At 41.7% G+C, this 15,298-nt stretch carries 15 protein-coding genes; all 15 read right to left on the minus strand.

What is annotated here, in order from left to right:
• Positions 1-316: 316 nt before the first annotated feature.
• The 15 genes from secG to NBH14_RS15910 all read right to left on the minus strand — a co-directional run bounded on the left by secG (position 317) and on the right by NBH14_RS15910 (position 15,298).
• Positions 317-697 (minus strand): preprotein translocase subunit SecG, encoded by a 381-nt coding sequence (gene secG, locus NBH14_RS15840; RefSeq protein WP_186960061.1) that lies wholly within the window; start codon positions 695-697, stop codon positions 317-319.
• Positions 698-704: 7 nt separating this feature from the next.
• Complete coding sequence (locus NBH14_RS15845) at positions 705-1,472, minus strand: DUF8458 domain-containing protein (protein ID WP_186960060.1); 768 nt, start codon at positions 1,470-1,472, stop codon at positions 705-707.
• 3 nt (positions 1,473-1,475) lie between these two features.
• Entirely contained in the window at positions 1,476-1,988 is a 513-nt protein-coding gene (locus tag NBH14_RS15850) for an LptE family protein (protein ID WP_007658893.1), read from the minus strand.
• A gap of 1 nt (position 1,989) precedes the next feature.
• Positions 1,990-3,174 carry a sigma-54 interaction domain-containing protein gene (locus NBH14_RS15855; protein ID WP_007658895.1) on the minus strand — a complete coding sequence of 395 codons (1,185 nt, stop codon included), beginning with the start codon at positions 3,172-3,174 and terminating at the stop codon, positions 1,990-1,992.
• Between the two features lie 103 nt (positions 3,175-3,277).
• Positions 3,278-4,105, minus strand: a complete 828-nt coding sequence (locus tag NBH14_RS15860) for a lysophospholipid acyltransferase family protein (protein WP_186960059.1) — start codon at positions 4,103-4,105, stop codon at positions 3,278-3,280.
• 9 nt (positions 4,106-4,114) lie between these two features.
• Positions 4,115-5,002: a CDP-alcohol phosphatidyltransferase family protein gene (locus NBH14_RS15865; protein WP_128134209.1), complete on the minus strand. Its 888-nt coding sequence runs from the start codon at positions 5,000-5,002 to the stop codon at positions 4,115-4,117.
• Positions 5,003-5,008: 6 nt separating this feature from the next.
• On the minus strand, positions 5,009-5,737 hold the full coding sequence (locus NBH14_RS15870; protein ID WP_186960058.1) for an SDR family NAD(P)-dependent oxidoreductase: 729 nt from the start codon (positions 5,735-5,737) through the stop codon (positions 5,009-5,011).
• A 9-nt stretch (positions 5,738-5,746) separates the two neighbouring features.
• Positions 5,747-6,214 carry an FAD synthase family protein gene (locus tag NBH14_RS15875; RefSeq protein WP_007658908.1) on the minus strand — a complete coding sequence of 156 codons (468 nt, stop codon included), beginning with the start codon at positions 6,212-6,214 and terminating at the stop codon, positions 5,747-5,749.
• Between the two features lie 179 nt (positions 6,215-6,393).
• Positions 6,394-7,509 carry a 4-hydroxythreonine-4-phosphate dehydrogenase PdxA gene (gene pdxA / locus NBH14_RS15880; protein WP_007658914.1) on the minus strand — a complete coding sequence of 372 codons (1,116 nt, stop codon included), beginning with the start codon at positions 7,507-7,509 and terminating at the stop codon, positions 6,394-6,396.
• Positions 7,510-7,522: 13 nt separating this feature from the next.
• The gene (locus NBH14_RS15885) at positions 7,523-8,560 is read right to left on the minus strand and encodes a DUF4837 family protein (RefSeq protein ID WP_186960057.1); all 1,038 of its coding nucleotides are present in this window, start codon (positions 8,558-8,560) and stop codon (positions 7,523-7,525) included.
• A gap of 55 nt (positions 8,561-8,615) precedes the next feature.
• Positions 8,616-9,647 (minus strand): dual-specificity RNA methyltransferase RlmN, encoded by a 1,032-nt coding sequence (rlmN, locus tag NBH14_RS15890; protein ID WP_046144999.1) that lies wholly within the window; start codon positions 9,645-9,647, stop codon positions 8,616-8,618.
• Between the two features lie 121 nt (positions 9,648-9,768).
• Positions 9,769-11,904: a peptidylprolyl isomerase gene (locus tag NBH14_RS15895; RefSeq protein WP_128134207.1), complete on the minus strand. Its 2,136-nt coding sequence runs from the start codon at positions 11,902-11,904 to the stop codon at positions 9,769-9,771.
• Between the two features lie 97 nt (positions 11,905-12,001).
• Complete coding sequence (locus NBH14_RS15900) at positions 12,002-13,258, minus strand: hemolysin family protein (protein ID WP_186960056.1); 1,257 nt, start codon at positions 13,256-13,258, stop codon at positions 12,002-12,004.
• A 7-nt stretch (positions 13,259-13,265) separates the two neighbouring features.
• Complete coding sequence (gene lptC / locus NBH14_RS15905; protein WP_186960055.1) at positions 13,266-13,931, minus strand: LPS export ABC transporter periplasmic protein LptC; 666 nt, start codon at positions 13,929-13,931, stop codon at positions 13,266-13,268.
• Between the two features lie 2 nt (positions 13,932-13,933).
• The gene (locus NBH14_RS15910; RefSeq protein WP_186960054.1) at positions 13,934-15,298 is read right to left on the minus strand and encodes a tetratricopeptide repeat protein; all 1,365 of its coding nucleotides are present in this window, start codon (positions 15,296-15,298) and stop codon (positions 13,934-13,936) included.

Raw genomic sequence — 15,298 nt, forward strand, 5'->3', positions numbered from 1 at the left:
ACCGATAAAACAAGTCTTACGGTGAACATATTAGACAATACTTGCCCTATTTTCCGTTAGAGGAAGTCTATACTTTGCCATGCTAAAATGCGTTTTTGAGAACACTTTACTGAACACCCTACCCTTCGGGGCTCACCGATGAGACCTGCAATATTCCCCCGGCTTCACCGGGGGCTATTCACAATTGAACCCTTCGGGTCCACATCAGCACTATAAACGGATAGCTCAAATCTTTCTAAATTTAATCATGAAGCCTAATATAAAAAAAGGCATCCCGAAATGGAATGCCTTTAGTATATGCTATAAAATCTAAATCTTATTCAGCCTGAGCTGGAGCTTCTGCCGGCGTTTCTTCTTCAACCGGAGCATTTGCTGACGGCTGAGCAGTTCCAAAGTTAGGAGCTACCGTATTCGGGTCGATTGTTACAGCTTCGTTTACCTGTTTTTTGATTTCAGATTGTGTAGTAGTTGTTGCTCTTGGGATAAATGCTGTAATAACGATACTACAAAGAATAACAAAACCAGCCAGGCCCCATGTTGCTTTTTCCAAAAAGTCTGTGGTTTTACGTACACCCATAATTTGGTTAGATGAAGAGAATCCCGAAGCCAGACCTCCCCCCTTTGAGTTCTGGATCAATACTATCAAGATCAGAAGTATTGAAGCGATCAGGATTAGAATAGAAATAAATACGTACATTTTAGTTTTATTTTTTAGTGTTAATAATCAATTTTTCCAAAAATCTAATTTGGTCTGCAAAGTAAGCATTTTTTTCTGGATAATTCAAATATAAGTTTTTAATAATTTGCAATGCCTTCTCATACCGTTTCTGTTTAACATAAATATGAGCCAATGTCTCGGTAAAATAAGAATCATCGTCCAACGATCGGGGTTGTTCGTTCTCCCCTTCTTTCAATGGTCCCTGGGAAGCTGGCTCATCCGGTTGCAGGGATAAGACCAATCCGCTGCCCGGTGCCCGCTGTTCGTCATTTTTAATGAAAGAATCGATCAGGTCATGATGCTGAAGCTTAGCTTCCGGCTCCTCTTCCGCCGATATATCATCCTTTGACAACGACCAATATATATAATCAGATGAAACAGAAGGCTGAAACAATATGGTAGGATCAGCCGTCTGTTGTTCTCCTTCACTTTCACGATCAGCCAAAAAAGCATCGATCAGGGAGAAAGAGTCTGCTGCCGGTTCATTTTCTTCCGCAGATGCCGCAAACGGCATCCCGTAACGTTCTCCCTCGATCAGTGCAAATAATTTTCTTCTGTCCGGTATGTAAACTGCCATTCTTTTCAGTTCTGCGGCAAAGCGTATATCATTCAATACAGCCAGATTCTTCAAATAAAGCATCCGGGCTATATGGAAATACGGATATTCAGCCACTACCTGCTGTAACGGGGAAAGTGTTTCCTTCGTCAGCAAAGAGGGGTCTTCCATCAGTAGATATAAGTCTGCAGCTTTCATATATTACCAATTGGCTACGGTTGCATTATAAATCTGATCCGTCAACTCGTCAATGATCTCCGTACAGAGTTCGGCCTGTACGTCCTGCAACATCCGGGTAGCATCAAACTCACGATACGCAGAGAAACTCTGTTCGAAATCTTCATCCGGATTCGTACGATTGGAATAACGTACACGCACAGTAATCGTCAGCTTTGTCTGCGAAGACCAGGCATCTTCCTTTACGGCCATTGGTGTCAGTTCATATCCGGTAATCTCGCCTTCCAGTTCCAGGTCACCATTATTGTTGACCATCTGAAGGCGTGTCTGACGGATATAAATATCCTTCAATGCTTCGGTAAACTCCTGTGATAGCGGAGGATAAACCAAAGGTGCCTGATTAGGAAAATCCTTGATAGATATTGTTTTTACCTTTGTATAGTCAATCGAAGCTCCGTTGAACTTGTAGGAAATGGAACAGGCCGTCACCATGACTCCTATCAGTAAACAAAACCAGATTATATTCTTTCTCAACATATTATTCCAAATTATATTCTTTAATCTTTCTATAAAGAGTACGTTCTGATATTTTCAGATCAGCCGCCGCATTTTTCCTCCGTCCGTTATGTTTCTCCAATGCTTTACGGATCATTTCTTTCTCCACTTCTTCCAAAGAAAGAGTTTCTTCTTCCTCTACGGCTTCCGCTTCCTGAATCGGAGCAGAATGTACCGGACGGATCGGATGGGCATAGGGTGTCTCATCGGCAACCGGCATAGGCATCTTACCTCCCATTATATCATGAACCAGCTTTTTCAGATCATTGACATCTTTCTTCATATCGAAAAGAACCTGGTAAAGTATCTCGCGTTCACTATTGAAAAACTTCTGGTCGTTATCCTGCTTTTTGACCAACACCGGATATTTTTCCACATTCAGATCGGGAAGATACAAACGCAGAACGTCTGCTGTAATATCACGGTTCTCTTCGATAACCGAGATACGCTCCGTTATATTCTTCAACTCACGGACGTTGCCCGGCCAACGGTAGGAGGTCAGCAGCTGGCGTGCTTCATCATCCAAACGAACCGGCGGCATACGATATTTCTCCGCACAGTCTCCGGCAAATTTACGAAACAACAAGATGATATCATCCGGACGTTCACGCAACGGAGGGATCTGGATAGGTACGGTATTCAAACGATAATACAGATCTTCACGGAATTTTCCGTCGGCTACCGCCTGTATCAGATTAACGTTGGTTGCAGCAACAATCCTCACGTTCGTTTTCAGCACCTTTGAAGAACCGACTTTTATAAACTCACCGGTCTCAAGCACACGCAGCAAACGGGCTTGTGTCGGAATAGGCAGTTCCCCTACTTCATCCAGAAAAATAGTTCCGCCATCGGCTACTTCAAAATATCCTTTACGGTCGGCCAAAGCTCCGGTAAAGGAACCTTTTTCATGTCCGAATAACTCTGAGTCAATCGTTCCTTCCGGAATGGCACCACAGTTTACGGCTATATACTGTCCGTGTTTACGCGGACTGTTCTGATGTATAATCTGTGGAAAAGTTTCTTTACCGACACCACTCTCCCCGGTAATAAGCACAGACAAATCTGTCGGAGCCACCTGCAGAGCGACATCGATTGCCCTGTTCAGGCCAGGGCTATTTCCTATAATTCCAAAACGCTGTTTTATTTGCTGGACATCAACCTTAATCATCATATCTTCTATTGAATATCTGTAATTATTTCAGTTTGTCTGCCAAAATTACAAATCTTAATTCAAATTCCAGCTATCAGGAGTAGAATCTATCAGCGGTTTCTTATTTTTTTGCACCATAGGTACGATTAAATAAGAATTCAGCCAATGCCGTATCATCCGTAAAATCCTTCATTTCTTCCGGAGAGATAGGATTCCCCACATACACATCGACTGTTTTACCGCGTTTGTTGAAGGCTTCGGCTGGAATACGCAAGGTACGTATTTTCCAACTGATACTTCCCAACCAGTAAAAGAAACGGGAATTAAGGAAATCAAAGTAAACAGGATATACCGGCACATTCGCCTTCCGAATCAGACGGATCACGCTATGGGTCCAAGGCAAATCATGGATCTCTTTATCATCCTTATTATAAAAGGAGATCGCCCCTGCCGGAAAGAATCCCATCGGATGCCCTTCTTTCAGTCGCTGCAAAGAATAACGCACCCCGTTTATGTTGGCCGGATTCGGACCATTACCGGTTGAATCGGGCAACACCGAAACAAAATTATCCTTCATGGCACCGATCTTTACCAGAATCTCGTTCACCATCACTTTAAAGTCCGGACGACGAGCAGCCATAATGTCGATCAGTATAATACCGTCGATCGAACCGATCGGATGATTGGATATGGTTATAAATGCCCCTTCGGGCAGGTTATCCAGTATTTCCGCATGATGCAGATTATACTTGATATCGATCAGTGGATCACTCAGTAATGCTGTAGTAAACGCTGAACCGCGCAGATGGCAGTTATTGGCATGCACTTTGTTTACTTTGTCAACACTCAACCACTTAATCAATAATTTGCCAAGGAAGGTGCCTATACGGCTTTTGAAGAACGGGGCAGCTTCCTGCAAATCATTAATGTCTACTACGCTCTTTTTCATACTTTTTACTTATTCTATAAACGATGCGCACATTTTTTCGTGCTTGCGCATCGACAATAGCAGCACGATATTCAATACGATTATTTCATACAGGAAATAAACCCATACTTCTCCGATCAATACAACTATAAACATAACGATTGTACGTCCGTTAAATGTCAGGAGATCAATATAACGCATTAACTCACGACTTTGTTTACGAAAAGCAATACGCACATTTTCCGGAATATCATCTCCGTATTTGGCATGGAGGCTCTGCAACATACGCTGCAAGGCAGGAGTGGCTTTCACCTGAAGTAATGTGTACCCCCTATAAAGGAAATAAAAAGTTTTATTGATACCCAGCTTCATCTCCTTATGACGGGCAATGACCTGTTCCAGCGACTGGAACTCAGCTCCTTTGTCCTTACTGATAAAATAGAGATGCAATGTTTTATAATAATCGGTTATATTAGCCTGCACCAGATGGGATAAACCGGACACAACGGCCAAAGCAAAAAACCAATAAGTACCATACTCATGAGACAGACGAAGGGCAAAACCTACATAGATAGAGGCAAACCAGATATCACCGGCAAATCCGTCCAATATACGTCCGATAGCGGACTTGATACCTGTCAGACGAGCCAGCTGTCCGTCTACGCAATCCAGTATATTGGCAAAAACCAACAATAAAATACCACAAATATTATAAACCAGATTATCATGATAAAACATGAAGCCGACAGCAGCTCCCACAAATATAGAAATAACCGTTACCATATTCGGGGTAATCCCCGTGCCGCGCAACATACGAGCGATACGAAAACCTATCGGACGGTAAAACGCCCGGTCGACAACATTTTCTGTTTCTATTGATTTTAGTGATGCTTCGTATTCTTTATCCAAATTACTCATGATCTATTATTTATACGAATATCCGCCGTCTACAACGACCACTTCGCCATTAAAATAACTATTTTCTATTAACATCTTATACACTTCGGCCAACTCTTCCGGATCACAGAAACGGCCTAAAGAAACTTTATTTTCTATATTCCGCCGTATTTCTGCCGGTTTAGTCTTCTGCCATTCGGTGTCGACAAACCCGGGAGCAACTGCGTTCACACGCAATTCATAAGGAACCAGGAATTTAACCATATTCTTCACTAAGGCATGTACAGCACTCTTAGTCACTCCGTAAGCCAGAGATACCGAATGAGGCTGGATCCCCATCAGGGAACCGGTAAAGACCAGACTACCACCTTTATTTATCCGTCCGACAATACGTTGCAATAAGAACACCGGAAAATGAACATTGGCAAAGAATACACGTTCCCAATCAGTAAGTGACAAGTCCTCGAACGAATCGCGGCAAGTCAACCCCGCATTAAAGATCAGTGCATCTAAAAGCAAATTCTTCTCCTGCAAATAAGCATCTATTTTATCAATGGACTCTTTCTTTGTAATATCAGCCTGTAGCACAGACACATTGATTCCGAATTGCTGTTGCAAACCTTCGCGGGTTTGTTCTGCCATCCCGGGATCGGAAGCATAAGTAAGCACAAGGTTATACCCGGCTTTCCCCAAACAGAGAGCCACCGCTTTACCTATACCCTTTGTACCACCGGTAATTAAAGCACACTTTTCCATGAGTAATCTTTATTCCTCCCCTTTTCCCTTTACAGTGGCAGGTTTAGCATGTCGTTGATATTTCAGATTTTCTTCGTAAGAATCATGAATCGTTTTCTTCAGATTAGAGGAAGAAACACCGGTTCCATAAGGGAAATAAAAAACCTGTACGCCTAAATCTTTTAAATAATCATATTTACCAAACCAGTCATCCCCCACAACAAAAGCATCGATATTCAGTTTCTTTACGATCTCCGTATGATCCAATGTATGCTGCGGTATTACAATATCCGGAGTTTTCAACGCTTCAATAATTTGAAGGCGTTCATTGAACGGGATAATAGGATTCGCTTTATAAGAAGAAACCAGTTCGTCCGTGCTCACTCCTACAATCAGGATATCAGCCAGGCTACGGGCATAATTGATCATCCGGAGATGATTATAATGAAACATATCAAATGTTCCGGAGGTATATACGATCGTTTTATCTTTAAACATAATTCATGTTGCAATTTTGAACCACAAACTTACGCAAACTTTTCCTATCAAAAAAAGTTTGAAGTCAAAAAGCGCAATACAGACCATATTATTATAAAATACAACAGATATGGACTGTTAGTCTTTATAACAAATATCCCCTGAAAAAGTGTATTTCCAGGGGATCTGTTTTTTATTATTTACTGAGGACAAACCTCTGCATCGTCATCTTTGGTAAGATCCAGCTTTTCATTATCGCCTCCCTTATCAAAATATTGCTTGCGGAGAGGGTTTGCAGTAGCTTCCCGATAATTCAACCTGTTCCGGTAAATATCCAGCGCAGTATATAACGCCTGGCGGAACGACTCTTCGGAAGCCACATTCTGTCCGGCTATATCGTAAGCTGTTCCGTGAGCCGGCGAAGTACGGACAATCGACAAACCAGCCGTATAGTTAACCCCGTCATCCATGGCCAGCGTTTTAAACGGCGCCAAACCCTGATCATGGTACATCGCTAATACGCCATCAAATTTGTCGTACATCTGAGAGCCGAAAAATCCGTCTGCCGCATAAGGGCCAAAAGACATGACACCTCTTTTTTCCGCCTCTTCCATGGCCGGAATAATGATCGTTTCCTCTTCTTTTCCCAGTAAGCCATCATCACCTGCATGAGGATTCAATGAAAGCACGGCAATACGTGGTTTTACAATCCCGAAGTCCTGTTTGAGCGACTGATTGAATATGCGCAATTTCGACACGATATCCTCTACGGTTATTCTGGAAGGAACTTCTGCCAATGGGATATGTCCGGTCACCAAAGCAACACGCAGACCATCCTTCATCAAAATCATCAATGCCTTCCGGCCCACTCCGCCAAAACGCTCTTCCAGGTATTCGGTATGTCCCGGAAAATGGAACTGGTCATTCTGGATATTGTGCTTATTGATCGGTGCTGTCAGCAATACATCTACAGCACCCCGTTTCAGGTCTGTAACAGCAGCTTCCAAAGCTAAAAATGCAGCTTCTCCGGCTATCGATGTCGACTGCGATAATTCTACTTTTGTTTCATCGTCCACACAGTTGATGATATTCACCCGGTTTATACCGGCATCTTCTGCCTGGGAAATGATGTTCATATTCACAGGAGGCAATTCCAACGCTTTCCGGTGATAAGCTGCTATTTTTGATGATCCGTATATAACCGGAGTACAAAGTTCGGCAACTCTGGCATCCGAGAATGTTTTCAGTATCACCTCATATCCGATGCCATTTATATCTCCGTGGGTAATGCCCACCTTAATCAATCGTTCTTCCATGTATTATGTTTGTTTATTTCTTACTTTCCGGTATGTCCAGCTTCCCTTCCACCGATTTATCAAATTCACCCGGCAAGCGAAGTGTATATAAAGCAGCTTCGATACGACGGATAAAGTTACGTTTATCTGTTTCAGGAGCAAAAACAAAGCCTTCGGCTACAACGACCCGGTTATTCTTTTCATCCAGACGGACATGGCTGACAAACGGTCCGCCCATCATATCACCGACCATTTTCCACAAACCGCGCAGCACACCGCAATACTGCCCGTTTACAGTAATCGGCGTATAATCAACCCCAAAACGGGACTCAGTCGTCATATACGATTCAGGGAAAGCTCCCGGCAGATTTTCCTTCAACACCGAGTCGCGCTTTGCTACCAGATATTCTGCCGTGAAGGTATTCGGATCGGTATAAGGGAAAGTATATACAATCAGATCCGTACGACCAGTATTTGCATTATTAGATGCCCAGAAGAAATCTGTCGTATCACGATAATAGGTCATATTAGACGGAGCATTCAGCATCAGGTCATGATTATTTTTCAGGTTATCCATGACAACAGTACTGTAATCTTTCTCCAACTGGCCAATCGCCCGGTTCATTTCGACTTTCACAAAGAAATCAACCAGCGCTTTCGGATGAGCCTGTGAATATTCAATAATAGCTTCAGGAGAAGGAGCATTCAGTGTCACAACTACCTGCCCTTTAGCCCAACGGTCGTTCTCATAACTTACCGAAGCCTTCGTGTAAATAGACGGATCGATATTTACAATGAGAATATTGCGAACAAAAGTCAATAATCCGTCGAATTGTGAAGGATCTACATAAGTAATCTTCAATGCAGGTTCAGATTGAGGAAGACCAGGGACATCAGATGTCAGCTCTTGTTTAATAGCCTTTCCCGAAGGGCCATCCCAATCAGCTTTTTTCATTACAACTACAACCTCATAAGCAAGGCCTGTGGCGCGTTTTCCAACCGGTCCTGAGCTACATGCTCCCAGCAATACCAGAAACATGAGTAAGCTAATCTGTAAAGAAATCTTTTTCATACCCATTCGTTTTTATAACACAAATATAATTCTTTTCTATCAAATGACTTGTCTTCTATCCGTTTTGTTGTTTTTTTGCTGTCGACAGCATTCCACAGGCGGCAAATATATCCTCTCCTCTCGAAGCACGGATTGTACAAACAATCCCTGCATTGTTCAATGTATCACGAAAGACTTCCATCTTCGCCAAATCCGAACTTTCCAACGGGACGTTAGGGATAGCATGAAAACGAATCAAGTTAACCCTGCAATCTACATCATTTAATAAACAAATCAGGGCTTTAGCATGTTTCAGACTATCATTTAAATTTTTAAAAACTATATATTCAAAAGAAACACGACGTTGATGGGAGAAATCATATTGCCTGATGAGATCAATGACGCCCTGCGCCGGATAAGCTTTTTCTACAGGCATTAAAGACAAACGTTCTTCATGAAAAGGTGAATGCAGACTGACTGCCAGATGGCAGTCGCTTTCTTCTAGAAAACGCTTCAAGCCTTTTGCCACCCCGATAGTGGAAACTGTTATCCGCTTGGGACTCCACCCATATCCATAGGTAGAAGTAAGGATTTCAAGCACCTTAAACAACTCATCCACATTATCCAAAGGTTCCCCCATTCCCATAAAAACCAGATTTGTCAATGATTCTGATTCCGGAACAGACTGGATCTGGTTCAATATTTGATTTGCCGTAAGATTGGCAGTAAAACCTTGTTTACCCGTCATACAAAACAGGCAGTTCATCTTGCATCCGACCTGCGAAGACACACATAATGTAGCCCTGTCGTCGGTCGGGATATAAACAGCCTCCACAAAATTGCCGTTCCCTGCAGCAAATAAATATTTAATCGTTCCATCGACCGATTTCATACAATCAACCGGAGGGAGTGCCCCTACCTCAAAAGACTCTTCCAAAAGAGTACGTTTGGCAACAGCAATATTAGTCATTTCCGCAATAGAGGTAACTTTCTTCTTATACAGCCAATCGGCCATCTGTTTTGCAGCGTATCCCGGTAAACCGACCTGTGCCGCCACTTCCTTCAGTTCGTCCAGCGTCATGCCTAACAATTGTCTCTTTTCTTGCATTGTATATTGTTATATAACGATTAATCCGGCACAAAGATAAAAAAAGCTGCCGGACTTTTCTGAATAAGTCCGGCAGCTTTCCTTAAAAAGGATTATGTAATACCTTCTGAGCTTTATTTGTTTAGAAGAAACGTATACGGTTGTCTTCTACATCTGCTTTGTTAACCAGTGACTGGATAGCCTGGAATCCGAAGCGATATGCGTTTGATGCATCCAACGTTTTAATTTCTTCTGCTTCGTTGTATTCTTTTGCATCCTTGTTTCTGTCGTATACTTTAAATACATATACGCCATTGTTACCGGCAACCGGAGCACTTACCTGACCAACCTCAGCAAGAGAAACCATTGCATTCAGTTTCGGTTCTACACCGATACCGGAGATACGACGTGTTCCGAAGTTGATAAACTTCACTGAATCAACTTTTGAACCCATTGCATCAGCATAAGCTTCAACTGATGTCAGATTTTTAGCCTTCAGATCAGCAGCGATCTTCTCACCTTTCTTCTGAGCAGCGATTTCAGCTTTCAAAGCAGGAGTTAAAGAGGCAACCGAGCGGTAACCTTCTTTTATAGTACCTTCTACGCCTGCAATTACAAACTTATCGTCACATTCAAAGATTTCAGAGATTTTACCCTTATCATTCTGGAATGCCCAACGGATTACCGGACGAGAATTTTTAATGCTACCCAACGTCTGGTTATCAGCAGTAACATTTACACCTGCAATCAGATTATATCCAGCTTCTTTAGCAGCTTCATCCAACTTAGCTAAATCGTTGTTCTGTGAAATGAACTGGTTCAACTCGTTATAGATATTGCTATAAGTTTTAGAACTCGGAGATACTGTCATGTCAATATCCGCTACTTTATACTTATTCACATTAGCTGTTTTTTCTGTTACTTTCACCAGGTGAGTTCCATACAAAGATTTTACTTTTGCAATTTCGTTTACCGGAGTAGAGAAAACAGCATTCTTAAAGTCTTCATTTACACCTCTCAGTGCAGTAATTTCAGTGAACCATCCCAGTTCACCGCCATTTTCAGCAGCCTGGTCAGCAGAGAATTCTTTTGCCAATGCAGCAAAGTCCCCACCGTTCTTCAATACATTCATCAAGCTGTCAGCCAAAGCCGTCGTACGGGCTTCGTCTCCATTTGCCAACATAATATGGCTTACCTTAACAGAGTCCGGAGCAACTTTCTTGTCCACCAACTTGAACATTCTGTATTTGTTGTTATCGAATACCGGGCCATACACAGAACCAACTTCCGAAGTCGTTGCGAATTGTTTCATTTCCGGATCAAAGGCATTTTCTGTAAAGAAAGCATCCATGTAAGGAACTTCTGAATTTTCATTTACAATATCAGCCACCTTTTCAGAAGTAGTGAATTCCTCTTTCAAAGATTCGATATCAGCACTTGCTTTGTCATAATCTTCCTGGCTGGGACGAATGTCAACAGCGATATACTTGATCACTTTACCTTCTTTTTGTTTGTAAAGTTCCTTACGCTGGTTGTACAGCTTTTCGATTTCACTCTTGCTTACTTCGATTGTTGAGTCAGGAATGCTTGCATATGACTGCATAGCATAAACAATGTCAGAGTTTTCAGCTGCGTCATTGAATGCTTCTTTTGCATCCAGCACGTTTGCTGAAACAGCCTTACTTAACAATGTTGTATATTTTTGTTCCAGACGCTGACGTTTAATGTTCTTTTCCCAGAACAACCAGAAATTGCGAGCCTGGAGCAACTGAGCCTGCTGATCTGCAGGGTAGCTTGCGATATTGTCGTCGTCAATTGTTTTCAGGAAATTCAACAGAGCTGTTTTGTCGAACTGTCCGGTCTGCGGATTAACAAACATCTGCATCTGCTGGATCATCGGTGAAATATTCTCACCCTGAACCATGTCAAACAATTCTTCCGGACTTACAGCCATACCTAATTTATCAGTTGCTTCGTCAAGTACAATTTCCTGTACCATAGCATCGAATACCGACTGACGGATCTGATTCATGTATTCTTCGGGCAGATTGGTCTGACCGGATTGCATCTTGTACATCTCAGTCATTTCATCAATACGTCCTTGATAATCCTGAATTTTAATTACTTCCCCGTCAACCTTAGCAACTCTCTCCTGAGTTTGTCTGAAATAAGTAGAACCGGAGTTCAAAAAGTCTCCAATGATAAAAGCGAACAATGCCAAACCCACAACGAGTACGAGCAGTCCTGCTTTGCTTCTGATTTTTTCCAGCGTAGCCATTTATCGTTATTTATTTTTAAAGTTTATATTTTACAGTTTAAGGGCACGAAGATACGAAAAAAAGAATTTGTTACATCTTTTATTCCACTTTTTTTCATCAATTGCCTACTTTCATTCGCACAAGTTCTATTTTCGTTGCCGTTACTTTTATGATTTTAAAAGTATATTTATCAATTACGATTGATTCATTCAATTTAGGAAATTTTTGGTAGAAATGCAGGATATATCCGGCAATCGTTACGTAATCGTCTGATTCCGGGAGCTCAAGGTTGAACTTTTCATTGAGAGTATCGATCTCCATACGGCCGGATATCAGGTATTCATCGTCCGAAACTTTCCGGGCTACGTATGATTTCATATCATGCTCATCCTCTATCTCTCCAAAGATCTCCTCTACCAGATCCTCCAGCGTCACAATCCCCGCTGTACCGCCAAATTCATCCACAACCACAGCCAGACTCTTTTTGTCCTGCATCAGCACCTTCATCAGCTTATTGGCCGCCATCGTTTCCGGGACAATGGAAACAGTCTTTATACTCTGTGTCCAATCCTCCGGATTTTTAAATAATTCCGATGAATGGATATATCCGATAATATCATCTATATTTTCGTTATAGATCAATATCTTCGACAACCCCGTTTCAATAAACTTAGAACGAAGTTCTTCCATGCTGACAGTCTTATCACAGGCGACAATCTCCGTACGGGGAACAATACAATCGCGCAAACGGACATTGGAAAAATCAAGCGCATTCTGAAATATTTTCACTTCCGTATCCATATCTGAATTCAGAGGAGCATCTTCGATACTTTGCTGAATAAAAAAGTCAAGATCCACTTTACCTAAAGTACGCCTGCTCGATTGAGTAATATTCTTTACTCCCACCAATTTCAGTATCAGATAAGAAATCAGTGCTGAAAACTTCGAGATAGGATATAATATAATGTATATGATCAACAAAGGGACCGAAAACAAATTCAAGGAAAAGTTAGGATTCAATTTGAAAATCGTCTTCGGGATAAACTCGCCTGTAAACAATATCAGGAGTGTCGAGATAACAGACTGAATAAGAACAATCAGAGCCTCATTATCAATGAAACGGGCGATAAACGGTTCCAGGACAATTGCCATCTGTAAACCATAGACAACCAGTGCGATATTATTACCCACCAGCATCGTTGAAATAAACTGGTTTGGATTCCGGTAAAAAATATCCAATATTTTACCGGCTATATTCTTATTCTTTTTATCCAGTTCATGCCGCAACTTATTAGAAGAAATAAATGCGATCTCCATGCCGGAAAAAAAAGCGGAAAAGGCTAATGAAATCAATATGTACGTTAATGCATTCACATCAGTTCTATTTTATTGAATCCGGCTTTGCTATATTCACAACCACAGAATCGCCGGTTGCAGTATTCACACGCGAAGTATCACGTGCTGTATCGCTGACAGGGAATGTTCCCTGCGAATTAAATATCTTATATTTCGTCATGTTCTGGTTCGACTTAAATCCGATGCCGGTGATAATCTTATCCCCTTCTTCCAGCTCAAAGTATTCATCTGTGTAAATCTGGTCTTCTTTCTGGTCGAAATACAGTATTGAAGTATCCAACTTTTTACCTTCCTGGCTCAAAATACCCACATGACCAATCAGCTTATACAGTCCTTTCTTATCCCAATAATAAGCGGTATCCGCTTTTACACTTGCTTCTACATTAAACAAAGAATCAAATTTCTCCACGTAAACACCTTGGGGAAAATAGCTGTAAGGCTCTTTGGCTTTTCCGAACACCAACCACTCTTTCGCGTTCATCCGGTAACGGGTGATACCGGAATCGGAGATCAAGCTGGAAACATCGGTCGTTCTCAGTGTATAGGTATTTTCCGGATCGAAGGTTACTTCTACCACTTCTTTATTCTCCTTGCCACAGGAAGCCATAAATAAAAGAAGCATAACAACTACCGCGAAAGTAGTTGTTATGCCATATTTGTTCGTTTTACAAAGAAAACGCGTTTCCGTCATAATTATCTGATTCTTGTTGTCTCACCGATCCAACCACCTACAGTAAATGATTTACCCTTTTCCAGATCCGGATGCATAAAAATTTCCTCTGTAGAAGGTAAATGAGCACGGTAAGTACCGATCAATTTATTAGCTTCCTCTACACAGCTTTCATCAACCTGTTTTGCTTTTTCCCACTGGTCGATTGCCACATTGTAGGCAGCTCTTGCCAAAACACCGTCATTCGGAAATACATTCTTAACTGTAGCAGCATACATCTGGCCAATCAGGATGTACGGCTGACCATAGCTAGTATTTGTAGCTGCTGCTTTCTTTGCATATTCCCTTGCTTTTGAATAATTTTTCTGATCCAGATTAATCACTGCGATCATATAATAATCTTCAGCTTTTGAAGAAGGGTCTGTTTCCATATTGGCAGCTTCTTCAAAATATTTGACAGCTGTGTCATATTCTTTATTCTTTACAGCACGTTTAGCAATACCAATAGCGGCATCTGCACTCGGCTCAAGTTCATAAGCATATGCTGCTGCAGCAAAGAATGCATCGATTTCCTGGCAACGAACACGTCTCAGCAGAGAAACGATTTCTTTTAAAGCAGCCAGATCACTCTTGCTTTCTTCAACTTTCGGAGCATACAGGTTCTGCAATGTTTCGCAATCGGCAGCACCACTGTTTGCAAATGCACCGTTCACACTGGTTTTGAATGTTGTCAGGTTGTTAACTTCTTTTTCGTTGTTGGCAGCCTGTGCAGCCTGCAACTGAGTATCCAGGATTTTAGATGCTTTCAGATAATCTTCAACATATTGTCCTTTGTGATTAGGATCATCAGCCATCTTCTGATAAGAAGCAAACATATACAAAGAAACACCTAATGCTTCCGTTTTGTCTCCATATTCGTTGATGATTTCACCCAACCAGTTATACAGTTTATTATAATCGGCTTTATCTCCCATCTGCTGGATATAATCCTGTGCTTTACGGGAAACGATCCAGTCTTTGCCGTAACGTCTGTCATCACCGAAATATTTCACACGTTTGTCATACACTCCCATCAGATCATCGATCAAAGCATTTTTCTTTGCCGGATCTTTTTCATTGGCAATCTTCCATGCCATGATCTTTACACCATGCAGATAAATATCCTTTGTTGCAGCAGGACATTCATCGTAAACAATTTTCCAAAAATCATATGCATCCTTAAAATTCCCTGCCTTAGCATAAGGAACGAACAAGCTGATATTGGTTATACAACGGATACTGTCCTCACCAGATCCAAATTGTGTTCCATTATCTACTCCTTTCTGTGCATACGCGCCTAGTGCTCCCATAGAGCATGCAGCCGCAATTAATAATACCTTTATTTTCAT

Origin of the sequence: Parabacteroides caecihominis (assembly GCF_023656785.1) — a bacterium.
GTDB classification, from domain to species: Bacteria; Bacteroidota; Bacteroidia; order Bacteroidales; family Tannerellaceae; genus Parabacteroides; species Parabacteroides segnis.

What these genes read in the sequence shown, in the direction of transcription:
- secG (WP_186960061.1), bottom strand. Translation starts at nt 697, where the DNA reads ATGTACGTATTTATTTCTATTCTAATCCTGATCGCTTCAATACTTCTG.
- NBH14_RS15845 (WP_186960060.1), bottom strand. Translation starts at nt 1,472, where the DNA reads ATGAAAGCTGCAGACTTATATCTACTGATGGAAGACCCCTCTTTGCTG.
- NBH14_RS15850 (WP_007658893.1), bottom strand. Translation starts at nt 1,988, where the DNA reads ATGTTGAGAAAGAATATAATCTGGTTTTGTTTACTGATAGGAGTCATG.
- NBH14_RS15855 (WP_007658895.1), bottom strand. Translation starts at nt 3,174, where the DNA reads ATGATTAAGGTTGATGTCCAGCAAATAAAACAGCGTTTTGGAATTATA.
- NBH14_RS15860 (WP_186960059.1), bottom strand. Translation starts at nt 4,105, where the DNA reads ATGAAAAAGAGCGTAGTAGACATTAATGATTTGCAGGAAGCTGCCCCG.
- NBH14_RS15865 (WP_128134209.1), bottom strand. Translation starts at nt 5,002, where the DNA reads ATGAGTAATTTGGATAAAGAATACGAAGCATCACTAAAATCAATAGAA.
- NBH14_RS15870 (WP_186960058.1), bottom strand. Translation starts at nt 5,737, where the DNA reads ATGGAAAAGTGTGCTTTAATTACCGGTGGTACAAAGGGTATAGGTAAA.
- NBH14_RS15875 (WP_007658908.1), bottom strand. Translation starts at nt 6,214, where the DNA reads ATGTTTAAAGATAAAACGATCGTATATACCTCCGGAACATTTGATATG.
- pdxA (WP_007658914.1), bottom strand. Translation starts at nt 7,509, where the DNA reads ATGGAAGAACGATTGATTAAGGTGGGCATTACCCACGGAGATATAAAT.
- NBH14_RS15885 (WP_186960057.1), bottom strand. Translation starts at nt 8,560, where the DNA reads ATGAAAAAGATTTCTTTACAGATTAGCTTACTCATGTTTCTGGTATTG.
- rlmN (WP_046144999.1), bottom strand. Translation starts at nt 9,647, where the DNA reads ATGCAAGAAAAGAGACAATTGTTAGGCATGACGCTGGACGAACTGAAG.
- NBH14_RS15895 (WP_128134207.1), bottom strand. Translation starts at nt 11,904, where the DNA reads ATGGCTACGCTGGAAAAAATCAGAAGCAAAGCAGGACTGCTCGTACTC.
- lptC (WP_186960055.1), bottom strand. Translation starts at nt 13,931, where the DNA reads ATGACGGAAACGCGTTTTCTTTGTAAAACGAACAAATATGGCATAACA.
- NBH14_RS15910 (WP_186960054.1), bottom strand. Translation starts at nt 15,298, where the DNA reads ATGAAAATAAAGGTATTATTAATTGCGGCTGCATGCTCTATGGGAGCA.